The sequence below is a fragment of the Pseudomonas cerasi genome (genome assembly GCF_900074915.1).
Taxonomy (GTDB): Bacteria; Pseudomonadota; Gammaproteobacteria; order Pseudomonadales; family Pseudomonadaceae; genus Aquipseudomonas; species Aquipseudomonas cerasi.
The window spans coordinates 3,057,420-3,073,543 of sequence record NZ_LT222319.1; the positions used below are offsets into that span (position 1 = coordinate 3,057,420).

Consider the following 16,124-nt stretch of genomic DNA (forward strand, 5'->3'; position numbering starts at 1 on the left):
GGACTTGCAGTTGCAAGAGGGACGCTCGAGAAAGGCCAGGCGGTTCGGCACAGGGCCGCGCCGTTACCGCCACCAGCCCTCGCCTAGAAGTCCCTTTTATAGAAAATATCCAGCGAGCTGGCAACACCACTCGCGGCCTCGAGGTACACGCGCTTACTGAGCAGGTAGCGCAAGGCAATGGTATTGGCCGGTTCAAACACGCCTACGCCATAACGCAGGCTGAGCTTGTCGGTGATCTTGCCGCTGGCAACCACATTGGTCTTGTCGCCGGTTCCCGAAGTGTCCAGCTCGAAATCCTTGATACCCAGATTGTCTGCGAGCTTGCCGGTGGTCGACGAGCTGCCCGCAACACCCATTGCCAGCGCAGCCTGAGCGACCATGTTGTTGTCTTCGCCGGAAGTGCTGAGCGGTCTGCCCATGACCAGATAGGAAAGCGCCTGCTCCTGGCTCATCGCAGGCTCGGAAAACACCTCGGTGGTGGGCTGCTCGGCGCTGCCGGTCAGGCGGATACCGGCAATCACGTCGTCGGTCTGGCGAATCGCCTCGATGTCCAGATAAGGCTGGTCGACCGGGCCGGCAAACAGCAGACGCGCCTTGCGTATGGTCAGCCGTTGACCGTAGGCACGATAACGACCGTCGTTCAGGTTGAGCTCGCCACGAGTGTCCAGATTGTCACCAATGTGTACATGCCCGACCAGATTGGCGGTGAGCCCGAACCCGCTGAAACTGAGCTTTTCCTGGCCGACTTCCACATCGATATCCATCGCCACGGCCAGCGGCGGAGCGCCCTCCTCGGTCTGCTGTCCGACGATCACTGTGTCACCGGAGAGCTTCACAGTGGACGGCGGCAACTCGCGTACGGTAATCGCGCCCTTGGGCACCAGCACCTTGCCGGAGATCGCCAGTCGCTCGCCCTGCATGGAGATTTTCAGGTCAGGCGCCGCCTCTACCGCCGCATAGGGTTCGACATTGATCGGCAGGCGCGAGCCCTTGAGGCTCACATCGACATTCAGGCTTTGCCCCCAAGCCACCTGACCGCCTATGCTGCCCTGCCCGGTGCTGCCACTTTTCCAGCCGCCGTTGAGCTGTACGCTTTCTCCGGCAATCAACGCCTGGACCTTGAGGTCATGCAGTTCCATAGGCAGCTCTGCCCCCGCCACTTCACCCCCTTCAAGCGTCACGTTGCCGTTGACCAGTGGCGCCAGCAACGTGCCTGACAACCGGCCATTGCCATTCAGACGCCCATTGAGTTTCTGCACCATCGGCGCGAAAGGACGTGCCACCGAGATATCCAGCCCCGAGAGATTGAAGTCGCCCGCCAGGGTCTTGTCCTTGGCCAGCGGGTCAATCTGTGCGTTGAGCAACAGCCTTCCCAGCTTGCCGCCCTCAAAGTCGAGACGCGTGTCGATGCGTTTGGGCGCCAGCGTGGTGGCCAGTTTCAGCGTCTGATAAGGGAAGTCCAGCCACTGGTTGTTGTTGCGTACCCGCAGCGTGCCGCCTCCGGCGTCAATCGTGACCTTGCCGCTGGGGCCAGCTGCCGGAATGTCGAGTTGCACGTCTGCATTCAACGCGCCCTTCCAGGCAAAATCCTTGGGCATCCATTGCGCCAGGCTGTCCAGGGGGAAATTCTTGAGCTGATAACGCAGATGAGGCTCCGGCATCAGGCGCTGATCGCCGCCACACAGGCTGGCGCCCCCGGACAACCAGCAATGGGCACCAAAGTTGAGCCGGCCATCGGCCAGACGCTCGATCTTCGCCGGCTGCTGCAAACGCCAGTTCTGCCCGCCGCTCTGCACCGTACCGCTGGCCAGTCGGCCTCGCCAATCACCCTTGTCCAGGCCACCGTCAAGGCCGATGGCCAGCTTGAGCAGCGGTCCTTGCAGATCCAGCTTCAGCTGCTGGCTCTTGAGTGTGCCCTGACCGTCTACCAGCAAGGTGCCCAGCTGGGTATCGCCAGCCTGAATACCGGCACCTTTCAGGTTGATGATCGCGCGCTGCGCCTGATCCAGTCTGGCGTTGAGCGTGAGAGTCTGCAGACGATTGTCCTGCAAGGCGAGCTGGCTGCCCTGCAAGGCCAATTGCCCCTGGGGCGCCTGTAGCGTTCCGGCCAAGTCCAGCCGGCCTTTGACTTGCCCCTGCAAGCGTGGCCAAAGCTGGGCCAGACGCGGCAGATCCAGGTCCAGCTGCCCCTTGAGACGCTCCTGCAGGCTACCCGCACCTTGAATACGGTTGTCGCCGAGGCGGATGCTCAGGCTGCTGACATTCCATTGCTGATCATGGCCGTCAGCCTTGGCTTGCAGCAGCGCCGGCTGACCACGCAAACGCCCTTTCAAATCGAGGTCTGCGCTGAGTTCAAGCTGCGCGTTGCGCATCTGACCTTTGCTGCGCAACGGGCCTGCCAGTGTGCCGGGCAGTTCGGCAACCCAGAATGAAGGGTCCAACGCACTCAGGTCCAGAGCCGTATCCCAGCCGATGCCGTCAGCGAATTGCAGGTTCAGGAAACCGCTGGCCTTGCCCTGCCCTGCGACCAGTTCCAGTTGCGGCAGATGGATCTCTTGCAGATTGCCGCTGAACGGGCTGACCAGGGTGAATGCACCGGCAGGCCCTTTGAGGCTGGCGTTGAAATTGCCGAGGTATTTGCCATCGGTATAGGAAATATCGCCCTTGAAGGCATGCAATGCCACTTGAGGCTCTGACGCCAATGGATACAGGCGCTGCCAGGGGAAATCCAGCCAGTCGATGCTCGCATCTGCAGAAAAACCGCGCTGCCAGTTCATCTTGCCGTTGATAGCCAGACGCTGCTGATCATCGGCGGCCAGATCGAGTCCGGCGATGGTTGCGCCGTTGGCATCCACGTTTCCTTTCAATGACAACGCGACAGGACCTTTCTCTGCGGGAAGGTTGGCGCTGCCATCTATCAGATAGCCCGAGTCAAGATTGCCTTCGGCGGTCAGCAGCAACTGGTCCAGCTGCAACGTATCAGGCAATGCAGCACTGGGTTTGAAGTGCTCGGCCGTCAGCTTGATGCGTGCAGGAAGGTGTTCGGCCAGGGGTTGCAACTCGCCGGTCAGCAAACCCGGCAGGTAGCCGCTGCTGTCCGCCTTGAGTTGCAGCGTTTTCAGCAGGTCGCCCTGAATATCCAGCGCCAGCGCCCAGGGCTGGCCATCCTGTGGTGGAAGTTGCAGTTGACCTTGCACACTGAGTGGCCAGTCGCCCTCGGGTTTCAGCAGGCCATTGAGGTCCAGCACAAGCGCATCACGTTGCAGGTGCGCACTGTCGATCTTCAAGCCTTCGGCTGTCCAGTGCGCTGCCAGCTTGAGATCGCGCAATTGTTCGACGCCATCCAGTTGCAGACCACCCAGCTGTATATCACCCAGTTGCAGCGCCAGCGGTAACCTGAGCGTCGGTAACTGGATCGGGCCGTCGCTGGCGGGCGTATCGCTCGGCGGGAAGTGCATCAGCACCTGCTGCGCATGCAGACGGTCGATGCACAGCGTCATCTTCAACAGGCAGGCAGGCGTCCAGGCGAAATCGACGGATTGAACCTCGACATGGTCTGCGCCCTGCTGCCATACCAGACGCTCGGCGCTCCACTGGCTACCCAGTCGCCCCTGAAAGTTTTCCAGCTGTACGCCGGGTACCCGAGCCAGGGCCCACTGGCTGCCCGTGTGGGTGCCCAGCAGCAGCGCGACAATAATGACCACAAGCAGCAGTAATGCGACAAGTCCCAGCCCGACGACCTTGGCTCCGCGGGTGATGTTCGACGTGTTCAAAGCTCCGGCCCCATCGAAAAGTGCAGACGGATTCCGCCATCATCGTCCAGCGCGTGGGCCAGATCGAGACGCAGCGGGCCCACTGGAGATACCCAGCGCACGCCGAAACCCACCCCGGTTTTCAGGTCTGGCTTGTCCAGGCTGTTGAACGAGTTGCCCTGATCGATGAAGGTCGCCAGGCGCCATTTGTCAGCAATGGAATATTGGTATTCGACGCTACCGGCAAACATATACCGGCCGCCGATACGGTCGCCGTCAGAATTGGTCGGTGACAGCTTCTGATAGTCATAGCCGCGCACGCTTTGATCGCCGCCGGCAAAAAAGCGCAGCGATGGCGGTATCGAGGTGTAACCGTCCGTAAGGTTGCCGCCAAACTGCACGCGACCGAGAAAGCGGTGATTTTGCGCGACGGTGGTCAGCCCTTTGAGCAGCACATTGGCATGCACCAGGTTAGCGTCAGACAACATGCCCTCCTTGGCCACCTGCGTATCGAATTGCAGGCGATAACCCTGGTGCGGGTCGATGCGATTGTCACTGCGCAGATACGAGTAACTGATACCGGGCATCAGCAGCGTACTGAGGCCGGCGTCATCACCCAGGCGATATTCTTCACGCTGCCATTTCAGGGATATGACCCGTTCCCAACCGCTGGGCAGCTTGCTGTGCCATTCCTGCCCGGCAGTCAGCAACTTGCTGAGGCTGTCGGTTCCGGCAATCTCTTCGTACTGATACCCGCCGGCGTAGCGCAATTTGTCGGTCAGCGGCGGATCAAGTGGCACGTCGTACCACAGGCCGATATTCTGCCGTGGCGCGGATATCTCGGATTCGAAACCGTAACTGTGGCCCTGCGGGTTGGCCCAGTGCCGGGTCCAGTTGGCTTTGCCGCGCGGGCCGACGTCGGTCGAATAGCCCAGACCCAGGCCCATGGTACGAGGTTTACGGGTTTCGAGCTGGACGGTCACCGGAATGACCTGGTTTTGCGCTGCGGTGGGCGCCGCATCGACCCGTACGCCCTCGAAATAGCCGCTGCCCTGCATCGCCTGGGTCAGTTCGGCAATCAGTTGGGAGTCGTAGGGCGTGTTCTCCTTGAACGGCACCATGCGCTTGAGCAGATCGTCATCAAATGGCGCGTCGCCGCTGAACATGACCTTGCCGAGCGTGTAGCGCGGTCCGCTTTCATAAACCAGTTCGATATCGGCCACACCGGCCCGCGGATCGATGGCCAGACGCTGACTGGTGAAATGGCCACTGAAAAATCCGTAGCGCGAGGCCTGATTCTGGATCAGGCGCTTGGCGTCTTCATAGTTGCCGTGGTTCAACACCGCGCCGCTTTTCAGCGCGTCGCTGCTCGGCACACGAAAGGCCTTCATTGCTGCCGTCGGCCCTTCGACCCGGATCACCACGTTACGCAGGTGAATGGGCTCGCCCGGCTGGATGTTGATCACCAGGCTGGGTTGATCTCCGTCCTTGATCTCACTGTCGATCTGCGCCTGGTAATAACCCAGCGCCTGAGCGGCTTTTTCCGCCTGTTGCTCAGCGCCGAGGCTGAAATTACGCAGCGCCTGGACGTCACGCTCGCCCAAATCACCGACATACCCTTCGACGCTGGCCTTGAGTTGCGGATTGGCAGGCTTGATCCTGACGTCGAGGCGGGCCTGGGCAAGCGCCGCCGCACTCATGGTCATCAGGAACACGCTGCTGAATAGTCTGAAAAGCTTCATGGGCGTAGATGCTACCACGATCGACAGGCTGCACTGGAAGCCCACGAATTGTCGGATATTCAGGCCATTACGTCAGGGACCGGCAGTGAAACCTGAGGGTTCGGATGAAAAAACACATGCTCTCGGACAGGGCCTACAGCAATTTCACCGATCTCTTCGTAGCCCTGTCGCTTATAGAATTCCAGATAACGCGGATTGCCGGTATCGACCACGATGCCCTGGGAGTGTTCATCCACTGCGCACCAGTCATGCAACGCTGCCAGCAGTTGCTCGCTCAGGTCCTGGCCGAGCTTCTGCCCCTGGAACTCCGGATCAAGGCCTATCAACGGCAGCACATGCACGGTTTCCGACGGCACACAGGCGAGCACTGCGTTGTAATAGGCCAGATAGCGTTGAGTGCAGCCCAGACCGGTGTCCATCACCATGCGCAGACGCCAGGCCCAGCTTTCGGTGACACCCAGACGACGCTGCGGCGGTGCGATCAGCGCTACGCCGACCAAACGGTCCTGCAGGAACAGGCCCAGCGCAGGCTGGTTTTGTAGAAAGTGTTGTTTGACCAGCTGGCGAATGGTCGCCAACACACGTTGCTCATATCCCTCACGCTCGGCGTTGAACAGATAGGCAAATGTCGGATCGTGCCGGTAGGCCCTGAACAGCAAGGAGCGGGTTTCACGGGAATAACCACTGTCGAGTTGGCGAATTTCACCCGTGATGGCAGCAGGTAGGGACATAAAAGGCCTCGTGTTAACGGAACTGCGTCTGGCGCAGCGGTTTTGGCAAGCAGGCTTTCGAGTGATGGCCATTGATAACAGTTCCAACGAATTATCCAGACACCCCCTGGCCTGCGCTTCCGACACGGCACTGGTCCTGAAACCACAGGTCGGCTAGCATCGCTGTTTGTTTTTGCTCAGGACCGCTGCTTTATGAAAATCGTCTCGTTCAACATCAATGGTCTGCGCGCTCGACCGCATCAGCTGGCGGCGCTGATCGACAAACATCAACCTGACGTGATCGGTCTTCAGGAAACCAAGGTTTCGGACGAGCAATTCCCCCAGGCGGAAGTCGAAGCGCTGGGCTATCACGTTCACTTCCACGGCCAGAAAGGCCATTACGGTGTCGCTCTGCTGTCTCGCAACGCGCCACTGGCCCTGCACAAGGGTTTCGAAGGCGACGACGAGGAATCCCAGAAGCGTTTCATCTGGGGGACTTACGCCGACAGCAACGGCCAGCCGGTAACCATCATGAATGGCTACTTTCCACAGGGCGAGAGCTGCGACCACCCGACCAAATTCCCCGCCAAACAGCGCTTTTACGAGAACCTGCAAACACTGCTCGAAGGCCACTTCAGTAACGATCAGCCGCTGATCGTCATGGGCGACGTGAATATCTCTCCGCAGGATTGCGATATCGGCATTGGCGCCGACAACGCCAAACGCTGGCTGAAAACCGGCAAGTGCAGCTTTCTGCCTGAAGAGCGGGAGTGGATGGAGCGCCTGAAAAACTGGGGGCTGGTGGACAGCTTTCGGCACCTGTATCCGGAAGTCGTCGACCGCTTCAGCTGGTTCGACTATCGCAGCCGTGGCTTTGAAGACGAGCCCAAACGCGGCCTGCGCATCGATCTGATCATGACCTCTACCTGTCTGCAGCCACGCATCAAGGAAGCGGGTGTGGATTACGATTTGCGCGGAATGGAAAAACCGTCCGATCACGCGCCCATCTGGCTGGAACTCAGCTGACTGATCCCCTCCCAGGCTCCTCCTGCGCGATCCTTCCTTATAAGGGGTGGGTCGCGCTGAAAGCTGAAACACGCACAGACCCTGAAATTGTCATATTCCGGCAATCTCTCTGACTTATTCTCCCGGCACCCTCCCGTGATTCATGGTGACGCCGATGCTGCGCGCTTTGCTTACGGCGCTCATTCTGTCGAGCGCCACCCTGCCCGCTTTCGCGCAAGCCGCACTGCCGCTGCCTGCTGGCGATATACCGGCGTTGCGCATTCAAGGCTCCAACACCATCAATGCCCAACTCGGACCTGCGCTGGTCGAAGGATTGATGCGCCAGCAAGGTCTGCAATCGGTACAGACCCTTCCCGGCAACACCCTCAATGAACAGCGCGTCATCGGAACCACGGCCGCCGGTCAACCCGTCAGTGTCGAAGTCGCCGCCCATGGCTCAGGCACCGGTTTCACTGCGCTGAAAGCCGGCAGTGCGGATGTCGCGGCCTCCTCTCGACCGATCAAGGATCAGGAGGCCAAAGATCTGGCCAGCCTCGGTGACCTGAAAAGCGCAGCCAGCGAGCAAACCATTGCCATCGACGGCGTTGCAGTGATCCTGCATCCCGCCAATCCGCTGAGACAACTGGATACCCTTCAACTGGCGCGCATTTTCAGTGGCGAAGTCAGAAACTGGAGTGAGATCGGTGGCAATCCAGGCGCCATCCATCTCTATGTTCGCGATGAAAAGTCCGGCACCTACGAGACGTTCAAGGACCTTGTACTGAGCAAATACGGTAAGACCCTGCTCGGCAGCGCCGCGCGATTCGAATCCAGCGAACAGCTCTCCGACGAAGTCAGCAAGGACATCAATGGCATCGGCTTCATCGGCCTGCCTTCCATCCGCCGCGCCAAGGCGGTGGCCATAGCCGACGGCGATTCCAGGCCCATGCTGCCGACCGTCAGCCTGATTGCCACCGAAGACTATCCGTTGTCGCGACGACTGTACTTTTATGTGCCCACCTCGGCCCATCAGCGCTGGGCGCAGGCGCTGGTCCGTTTCGCGCAGAGCGCCGACGGCCAGGCCATCGTCGCGCAGAGCGGTTTTGTCGCGCAGACCGTGCAGGTGCTCAAGGTGCAGCCTACCGCGCAGATGCCCCCCGATTACCAGGCGCTGGCACGCAAGGCCGAACGCCTGTCCGTCAACTTCCGCTTTGCCCAAGGCAGCGCACGCCTGGACAACAAGGCGCAGCAGGACCTCAAGCGGGTCGCGGATTACCTGAAATCCAGCGACAAACTGGACCGGCATGTAACGCTGGTCGGCTTCGGCGACGCCAAGAGCGACCCGGAGCGTGCCGCCCTGCTTTCCAGGCTGCGTGCCATGGCCGTGCGCCGGGAACTGCTGAAAAGTGGCGTGACGTTCCGCGATATCGTTGGCCTGGGTGACGAGATGCCGGTGGCCACCAATGATATCGACGACGGCCGGATCAAGAACCGTCGCGTCGAAGTCTGGGTGCAGTAATTGGCTGACAGCTAGAGTTGGCTGCGCGCCAGATCTGCCGGCATATATTTGCCCAGTTCATACTTGCCGACGGCAGCGCGATGCACTTCATCCGGGCCGTCAGCCAGACGCAGGGTACGCTGCATGGCGTACATGTAGGCCAGCGGGAAATCATTGGAAACCCCGGCGCCACCGTGCATCTGAATCGCTCGGTCTATGACCTTCAGCGCCACGTTGGGGGCAACCACCTTGATCTGCGCGATTTCGCTTCTGGCAACCTTGTTGCCGACGGTGTCCATCATGTACGCCGCTTTCAGGGTCAGCAGGCGTGCCATGTCAATCTCCATGCGCGAGTCGGCGATCAGGTCGATATTGCCGCCCAGCTTGGCCAACGGTTTGCCGAACGCAACGCGGTCAATGGAACGCCTGCACATCAGCTCCAGCGCCCGCTCCGCCATGCCGATCGAGCGCATGCAGTGGTGAATGCGCCCTGGTCCTAGCCTTCCCTGAGCGATTTCAAACCCTCGCCCTTCACCAAGCAGCACGTTTTCGAACGGGACCTTGACGTTTTCGAACAGCACTTCGGCATGGCCATGGGGCGCATCGTCATAGCCGAACACCGGCAGTGGCCTCACGATCTTTACGCCGGGCGTATCGACCGGCACCAGAATCATCGAATGCTGCTGATGGCGCGGCCCCTCAGGATTGCTCAGGCCCATGAATATCAGGATTTTGCAGCGCGGGTCGCAGGCACCGGAGGTCCACCACTTGCGTCCGTTGATGACCCATTGGTCACCGTCACGCTCAGCGCGCGCGGCCATATTGGTGGCGTCCGATGAGGCCACGTCGGGCTCGGTCATGGCAAAGGCAGAGCGAATCTCACCGCGCAGCAGCGGTTCGAGCCAGCGGGTTTTCTGGTCCTCACTGGCATAGCGGACCAGTACCTCCATGTTGCCGGTGTCGGGCGCCGAGCAATTGAAGGGCTCGGGACCGAGCAGTGAGCGACCCATGATTTCCGCCAGCGGCGCGTACTCCAGATTACTCAGGCCGGCGCCAAACCCGGAGTCTGGCAGGAACAGATTCCACAAGCCTTCCGACTTGGCACGGGCCTTGAGCTCTTCCATGATTGCCGTGGGCTGCCAGCGATCCCCTTCGGCCACTTGCCGCTCGAAAACCGGCTCGGCCGGATAGACGTATGCATCCATGAACGCCGTGACGCGCTCACGCAGGGCCTGCACCTTCGGGGAATACGCAAAATCCATGGGGTCGCCACCGTGTCGATCGGGTTGTCGAAGTCATGAACGCGATGCTAGAGAACCGCTGCACATTTATCTAATCTATTCTCAGCGTGTATAAACATTCATAACCGATATATGATCCATCACCATTGCGGCATTACGCCCCTCTAAACAGTCAATCACAATAACGGCACGAGGCGCCCCATCAATGAACCTGAACAAGGTCGATCTCAACCTCTTCATTGTCTTCGACGCCATTTATACCGAAGCCAATCTGACCCGCGCCGGACAGATTGTCGGCATCACCCAGCCTGCGGTCTCCAACGCACTGGCGCGGTTGCGCGAGACCTTCAATGACCCGCTGTTCGTGCGCACGGCACAAGGCAGGGTGCCGACACCGATGGCGCAGAACATCATTGGCCCGGTGCGCAATGCGCTTTCGTTGCTCAGGGTATCGGTGCAGGAAAGCCGCATCTTCAACCCGTTACAGGCCAACAAGAACTACCGCATCAGCATGACCGACCTGACCGAAGCGGTGATCCTGCCCGCGCTGTTCCAGCGCCTGCGACGCCTGGCACCTGCGGTGACCATCGAAAGCTTTCTGTCCAAGCGCCGGGAAACCACCAAGGAACTGGCTGCCGGGCGCCTCGACTTCGCCGTGGACGCGCCGCTCAACACTGACCCGCAAGTGCGGCATGTGAAGCTGATGGAGGACCGTTATGTGTGTGGCATGCGCAAGGGCCATCCATTGGCGAACAAGGCCATTCTGACCCTCGACGATTACCTGAGCCAGGCGCATATCCATATTTCCAGCCGCCGCAGCGGGCTGGGTCATGTGGATCTGGCGCTCGGCAAGATGGGCATCCAGCGCAGGATCGCATTGCGCTCGCAGCACTACATGATGGCAACTCAGGTGCTGCAGCAGACCGACATGGTCATGACCGTACCCGAGCGCTTCGCCCGTCGTAACGACTTGCACTATGTCTACCTGCCAGTAGCTGATGTTCCCTCGGTCGAAACCCACCTGTACTGGCATGAAAGCACCGATCAGGACCCGGCCAATCGCTGGATGCGAGAACAGATCATCGAGCTCTCGCAGCGGGTTGTGTCGCAGGAGCAGAGCCTCGAAAAGACATGAAATAGAAAATACAAGCCAATGATTTATAAGCATTTAAATCGATTAGTTAATGTGATTTCTAAGTGCCGGAGTGTGACCTCTCGACCTTTGGCACCGCCACACAGCTTGACGTATACGTAAAGCAACCCTTAGCTTTGCGGCTGTATACCTTTCCGAGCCACGCCATGAGCAGTCAGACCTACAGTATTTCCGAGCTCGCCCGCGAGCTGGACATCACCACCCGCGCCATACGCTTTTACGAAGAGCAAGGCATGCTCAGCCCTGAACGCAAGGGCCTGGAGCGTATCTATACGGCGCGTGACAAGGTCACCCTGAAACTGATCCTGCGTGGCAAACGCATCGGTTTTTCCCTGGCCGAGTGCAAGGAACTGATCTCGTTATACGACCCTGCCGGCGGTAACCAGAAGCAGTTGCAGACCATGCTGGACAAGATCGCCGAACGCCGTGATCAGCTGGAACAGCAGTTGCTGGACATCCACCAGATGCAGCTGGAGCTGGATACCGCCGAAGAGCGCTGCCGAGCCGCACTCGATAAAACCGCTGCCGCCCCACTCTGACCATTCGCACTGACTACAAAGGCGCTGCCATGTCCCTTCCGCAAAAGGTGAATCTCGTTGAAGTCGGCCCGCGTGACGGCCTGCAGAATGAAGCACAACCCATCAGTGTCGACGACAAGGTGCGCCTGGTGGATGACCTGACGGCAGCCGGGCTGGGCCATATCGAGGTCGGCAGTTTTGTCTCGGCCAAATGGGTTCCGCAGATGGCGGGCTCTGCACAGGTGCTCGAACGCATCCAGCGTCGTGAGGGCGTCATCTACTCGGCGCTGGCGCCAAATCTGCGTGGCTTTGAAGATGCCTTGGCGGCCGGCGTCAGGGAGGTCGCGGTGTTCGCGGCGGCGACCGAAGGGTTCTCGCAACGCAACCTCAACTGCTCGATCAGCGAAAGCCTGGAGCGCTTCGCGCCTGTCATGGAAGCAGCACGCATGCATGGTGTGCAGGTTCGAGGGTATGTGTCATGCGTGCTGGGCTGCCCTTACGAGGGCAGTGTTTCGCCCGAACAGGTCGCGACGGTCGCCAACGAACTGCACGCGATGGGCTGCTATGAAATTTCCTTGGGCGACACCATCGGAACCGGCACGCCGGGCGCTACACGGGCATTGTTCAACGCCGTGGCTGCGCAGATACCGCGCGGCAAGCTGGCTGGCCACTTCCATGACACCTATGGCCAGGCATTGGTGAATATCTACGCAAGCCTGGAGGAAGGCATCCAGGTGTTCGACAGCTCCGTGGCCGGCCTCGGTGGCTGCCCTTACGCCAAGGGCGCCAGCGGCAATGTGGCCACTGAAGACGTGCTGTATATGTTGCAGGGGCTGGGTATCGAAACCGGCGTCGATCTGGACCAGGTCATCGCGGCGGGCCAGCGCATCTGCGACGTGCTGCACCGTAGCAATGGCTCTCGTGTAGCAAAGGCCAGATTGTCTGCGTAACGCTGTCGTCGTCTGTCGGTAACAGGGTGCGACAACTTGCCACAGAGTGTTACTCTGCCCCGCGTCGAGTCGAGACAAACGGGTAACACGGAAACACTCGACCGCAGAATCAAACGGTCCGATGCCGGAAAAACAAGGTCATCCCCCGGTATTACAGGGGTTTTGAAAAACTGGCACGGGTCCTGCTATATCCTTCGTACAACAAAAATAAAAACACGCAGTAACCCAATAAAAACAACACGTACCGGCTCTGACATAACAAGAACAACACGGACAGAGACGTAGCTAACAGATTTTTTTGAAGTGGATAGCTTTTCCGAACCGCTTGCCTGGCAAGTCGTTCGCAGCCAGACAGAGAACAATAAAACTGCCCCAAGGCAGCTGCCGAACTGGTTGGATCACTACGATGAAAGTGTCATCAGCGCTCAAAAAAATACGTTTGCTCTTGGTCCCGCATGCGGATCGCTCAAAAAAGATGTGAAGGGCCAGGTCGCCAAAAACAACAACAGGCCTCCCGAAAAACAAAAAAGAGCATAGCAACATACCTTGAAGGGGAGCCCAGGCTCCCCTTCGTGCTTTCCGGCGTTCCGCCCTCTTCTCTCATGATTGAACACTACAGTCCGATCACGCTTTGTTCACATCGGCATCGGCGTTGACAGCACAATCCTACAGGTTTACGTTAACGTAAAGGTCATAGCTGGTACACGCCACAACCGACCCACGAACAAAGCGTCATTCAAGAACAAAAAGGAACGCCCCATGAGTTACCCCAGCCTGAATTTCGCCTTGGGCGAAACCATCGACATGCTGCGTGATCAGCTGCAGTCTTTCGTCGCCGCAGAGCTTGCCCCGCGCGCCGCGCAGATCGACAAGGACAACCTGTTCCCCGCCGACATGTGGCGCAAGTTCGGTGAAATGGGCGTACTGGGGATTACTGTCAGCGAGGAATATGGTGGCGCGGGCCTGGGTTATCTGGCGCACGTCGTGGCGATGGAAGAAATAAGCCGTGGCTCGGCATCCGTGGCGCTGTCCTATGGCGCCCATTCCAACCTGTGCGTTAACCAGATCAATCGCAATGGCAGCCCGGCACAAAAGGCCCGTTACCTGCCCAAGCTGATCAGCGGCGAACACGTTGGCGCACTGGCCATGAGCGAACCCAATGCTGGCTCGGACGTGGTGTCGATGAAACTGCGCGCCGACAAGCGCGGTGATCGTTATGTGCTCAACGGCAGCAAGACCTGGATCACCAACGGGCCGGATGCCAACACCTACGTGATCTACGCCAAGACCGACCTGGAAAAGGCAGCCCACGGCATCAGTGCGTTTATCGTCGAACCCGACTGGAAAGGCTTCTCGCGCGGCAGCAAGTTCGACAAGCTGGGCATGCGCGGCTCCAACACCTGCGAACTGTTTTTCGATGATGTCGAGGTGCCCGAAGAGAACCTGCTGGGCGTGCTTGATGGTGGCGTCAGGGTGCTGATGAGCGGCCTCGATTACGAGCGCGTCGTGCTCTCCGGCGGTCCCACCGGGATCATGCAGGCGTGCATGGACGTGGTGGTGCCCTACATTCACGACCGCAAGCAGTTCGGCCAGAGTATCGGCGAGTTTCAGCTGATTCAGGGCAAGGTCGCAGACATGTACACCCAGCTCAATGCCAGCCGGGCCTACCTGTACGCGGTGGCCCAGGCCTGCGACCGCGGCGAGACCACTCGCAAGGACGCTGCCGGGGTGATCCTGTACAGCGCCGAGCGCGCCACGCAGATGGCGCTGGAAGCCATCCAGATTCTGGGCGGCAATGGCTACATCAACGAGTTCCCGGCGGGCCGACTGTTGCGCGACGCCAAACTCTACGAGATCGGCGCAGGCACCAGTGAAATCCGGCGCATGCTCATCGGTCGCGAACTGTTCAACGAAACCCGTTGATTGCGGAGCCACCATGACCATCCTGCAGACCCGAATCAACACCCGCTCGCCGGAATTCATCCTCAATCGCGACGCCCTGCTCAAGCAGGTCGAAGCACTGCGCTCGCTGTTGAGCAACGTCCAGCAAGGGGGCGGCCGCAAAGCACAGGAGCGTCACACTTCACGCGGCAAGTTGCTGCCGCGCGAGCGTATCAACCGCTTGCTGGACACCGGCTCGCCGTTTCTGGAAATCGGCCAACTGGCTGCGCATGAGGTGTACGGCGAAGAGGTGCCGGCCGCTGGCGTGATCGCCGGAATCGGCCGGGTCGAGGGCGTCGAATGCATGATCATCGCCAACGATGCCACGGTCAAAGGCGGCTCCTATTACCCGCTGACCGTCAAAAAGCATTTGCGCGCGCAAACGATCGCCCAGCAGAACCGCCTGCCATGCATCTATCTGGTGGACTCAGGCGGCGCCAACCTGCCACGTCAGGATGAGGTATTTCCGGATCGCGAACATTTCGGACGGATATTCTTCAATCAAGCCAACATGAGTGCACAAGGAATTGCCCAGATCGCGGTGGTCATGGGCTCCTGCACCGCCGGTGGCGCATACGTACCGGCTATGGCCGACGAGGCGATCATGGTCCGCCAGCAGGCCACGATCTTCCTGGCCGGCCCGCCACTGGTCAAGGCAGCGACCGGCGAAGTGGTCAGCGCCGAAGAGCTGGGTGGTGCCGATGTGCACTGCCGCACGTCCGGTGTGGCCGACCACTACGCGGACAACGACGATCACGCACTTGCATTGGCGCGACGCAGCATCGCCAATCTGAACTGGCGCAAGCAGGGTCAACTGAACACGGTCGCGCCCATTGCACCGCTGTACCCCGGCAATGACCTGTACGGCATCATCCCCGTCGACACAAAACAGCCCTTCGATGTACGGGAAGTCATCGCACGCCTGGTGGACGGCTCGGTACTCGACGAATTCAAGGCCCTGTTCGGCACCACGCTGGTGTGTGGCTTCGCGCGCCTGCACGGCTACCCGATCGCGATTCTCGCCAACAATGGCATCCTGTTCGCAGAAGCAGCCCAGAAAGGCGCGCACTTCATCGAGCTCGCTTGCCAGAGAGGCATCCCCCTGCTGTTCCTGCAGAACATCACCGGCTTCATGGTCGGCCAGAAGTATGAAGCCGGCGGCATCGCCAAGCATGGCGCCAAGCTGGTGACCGCCGTGGCCTGCGCCAGGGTGCCGAAATTCACGGTGATCATTGGCGGCAGTTTCGGCGCAGGAAACTACGGCATGTGTGGCCGCGCTTACGACCCGCGCTTTCTATGGATGTGGCCCAACGCTCGGATCGGCGTGATGGGCGGCGAACAGGCTGCCGGCGTGCTGGTGCAGGTCAAGTGCGAACAGGCGGAACGGGCTGGCCAGGCGTTCAGCGCCGAACAGCAGGCCGAACTGAAGCAGCCGATTCTCGATCAGTACGAGCATCAGGGTCATCCTTACTATTCCAGCGCCCGCCTGTGGGACGACGGGGTCATCGACCCGGCACAAACCCGCGATATTCTCGCGCTTGCCCTCTCCGCCTCGCTCAACGCGCCCATCGAACCTACCACTTTCGGCCTGTTCCGAATGTGAGCCGGGAAATG

Annotated in this window: 12 protein-coding genes; 7 read left to right on the forward strand and 5 right to left on the reverse strand. The window is 59.9% G+C overall.

Translation table 11 applies throughout. The features are described from left to right. Window positions 1-83 precede the first annotated feature (83 nt). The 3 genes from PCPL58_RS16070 to PCPL58_RS16080 are packed head-to-tail and all read right to left on the reverse strand — an operon-like array spanning window position 84 to window position 6,225. Entirely contained in the window at window positions 84-3,773 is a 3,690-nt protein-coding gene (locus PCPL58_RS16070; RefSeq protein ID WP_065349895.1) for a translocation/assembly module TamB domain-containing protein, read from the reverse strand. Then, a complete protein-coding gene (locus tag PCPL58_RS16075) occupies window positions 3,770-5,494 on the reverse strand; it encodes an autotransporter assembly complex protein TamA (RefSeq protein ID WP_065349896.1) in 1,725 nt (574 codons plus the stop codon). Before PCPL58_RS16075 ends, PCPL58_RS16070 begins: the two co-directional genes overlap by 4 nt. Window positions 5,495-5,553: 59 nt before the next feature. Beyond that, window positions 5,554-6,225, reverse strand: a complete 672-nt coding sequence (locus tag PCPL58_RS16080; RefSeq protein ID WP_003345438.1) for a GNAT family N-acetyltransferase — start codon at window positions 6,223-6,225, stop codon at window positions 5,554-5,556. Between the two features lie 192 nt (window positions 6,226-6,417). Between PCPL58_RS16080 and xthA the strand changes: the two genes are divergently transcribed. After that, entirely contained in the window at window positions 6,418-7,230 is an 813-nt protein-coding gene (gene xthA, locus PCPL58_RS16085; protein ID WP_065349897.1) for an exodeoxyribonuclease III, read from the forward strand. A 154-nt stretch (window positions 7,231-7,384) separates the two neighbouring features. After that, window positions 7,385-8,728 (forward strand): substrate-binding domain-containing protein, encoded by a 1,344-nt coding sequence (locus tag PCPL58_RS16090; protein ID WP_065349898.1) that lies wholly within the window; start codon window positions 7,385-7,387, stop codon window positions 8,726-8,728. Between the two features lie 11 nt (window positions 8,729-8,739). On the opposite strand, the gene PCPL58_RS16095 is transcribed toward PCPL58_RS16090, so the two are convergent. Beyond that, entirely contained in the window at window positions 8,740-9,969 is a 1,230-nt protein-coding gene (locus PCPL58_RS16095) for an acyl-CoA dehydrogenase (RefSeq protein WP_065349899.1), read from the reverse strand. Between the two features lie 184 nt (window positions 9,970-10,153). On the opposite strand from PCPL58_RS16095, the gene PCPL58_RS16100 reads away from it, so the two are divergent. The 3 genes from PCPL58_RS16100 (at window position 10,154) to PCPL58_RS16110 (ending at window position 12,569) form a co-directional block, all read left to right on the forward strand. Beyond that, on the forward strand, window positions 10,154-11,083 hold the full coding sequence (locus PCPL58_RS16100) for a LysR family transcriptional regulator (RefSeq protein ID WP_065349900.1): 930 nt from the start codon (window positions 10,154-10,156) through the stop codon (window positions 11,081-11,083). A gap of 164 nt (window positions 11,084-11,247) precedes the next feature. Further along, window positions 11,248-11,640, forward strand: coding sequence for a MerR family transcriptional regulator (locus PCPL58_RS16105; protein WP_042930746.1), 393 nt, complete (start codon window positions 11,248-11,250; stop codon window positions 11,638-11,640). A 29-nt stretch (window positions 11,641-11,669) separates the two neighbouring features. Further along, complete coding sequence (locus tag PCPL58_RS16110; RefSeq protein ID WP_065349901.1) at window positions 11,670-12,569, forward strand: hydroxymethylglutaryl-CoA lyase; 900 nt, start codon at window positions 11,670-11,672, stop codon at window positions 12,567-12,569. A gap of 285 nt (window positions 12,570-12,854) precedes the next feature. Here PCPL58_RS16110 and PCPL58_RS16115 read toward each other — a convergent pair whose 3' ends face one another. Next, window positions 12,855-13,112: a hypothetical protein gene (locus tag PCPL58_RS16115; RefSeq protein ID WP_065349902.1), complete on the reverse strand. Its 258-nt coding sequence runs from the start codon at window positions 13,110-13,112 to the stop codon at window positions 12,855-12,857. A gap of 216 nt (window positions 13,113-13,328) precedes the next feature. Between PCPL58_RS16115 and PCPL58_RS16120 the strand changes: the two genes are divergently transcribed. Together PCPL58_RS16120 and PCPL58_RS16125 are read left to right on the forward strand one after the other, a co-directional pair. Beyond that, window positions 13,329-14,492: an isovaleryl-CoA dehydrogenase gene (locus tag PCPL58_RS16120; RefSeq protein ID WP_065349903.1), complete on the forward strand. Its 1,164-nt coding sequence runs from the start codon at window positions 13,329-13,331 to the stop codon at window positions 14,490-14,492. 13 nt (window positions 14,493-14,505) lie between these two features. Beyond that, window positions 14,506-16,113, forward strand: a complete 1,608-nt coding sequence (locus PCPL58_RS16125; protein ID WP_054081473.1) for a carboxyl transferase domain-containing protein — start codon at window positions 14,506-14,508, stop codon at window positions 16,111-16,113. Window positions 16,114-16,124: the final 11 nt, after the last annotated feature.

Coding starts and splice junctions, on each gene's coding strand:
- PCPL58_RS16075 (WP_065349896.1), bottom strand. CDS start 5,494: ATGAAGCTTTTCAGACTATTCAGCAGCGTGTTCCTGATGACCATGAGT.
- PCPL58_RS16080 (WP_003345438.1), bottom strand. CDS start 6,225: ATGTCCCTACCTGCTGCCATCACGGGTGAAATTCGCCAACTCGACAGT.
- xthA (WP_065349897.1), top strand. CDS start 6,418: ATGAAAATCGTCTCGTTCAACATCAATGGTCTGCGCGCTCGACCGCAT.
- PCPL58_RS16090 (WP_065349898.1), top strand. CDS start 7,385: ATGCTGCGCGCTTTGCTTACGGCGCTCATTCTGTCGAGCGCCACCCTG.
- PCPL58_RS16095 (WP_065349899.1), bottom strand. CDS start 9,969: ATGGATTTTGCGTATTCCCCGAAGGTGCAGGCCCTGCGTGAGCGCGTC.
- PCPL58_RS16100 (WP_065349900.1), top strand. CDS start 10,154: ATGAACCTGAACAAGGTCGATCTCAACCTCTTCATTGTCTTCGACGCC.
- PCPL58_RS16105 (WP_042930746.1), top strand. CDS start 11,248: ATGAGCAGTCAGACCTACAGTATTTCCGAGCTCGCCCGCGAGCTGGAC.
- PCPL58_RS16110 (WP_065349901.1), top strand. CDS start 11,670: ATGTCCCTTCCGCAAAAGGTGAATCTCGTTGAAGTCGGCCCGCGTGAC.
- PCPL58_RS16115 (WP_065349902.1), bottom strand. CDS start 13,112: ATGTTGCTATGCTCTTTTTTGTTTTTCGGGAGGCCTGTTGTTGTTTTT.
- PCPL58_RS16120 (WP_065349903.1), top strand. CDS start 13,329: ATGAGTTACCCCAGCCTGAATTTCGCCTTGGGCGAAACCATCGACATG.
- PCPL58_RS16125 (WP_054081473.1), top strand. CDS start 14,506: ATGACCATCCTGCAGACCCGAATCAACACCCGCTCGCCGGAATTCATC.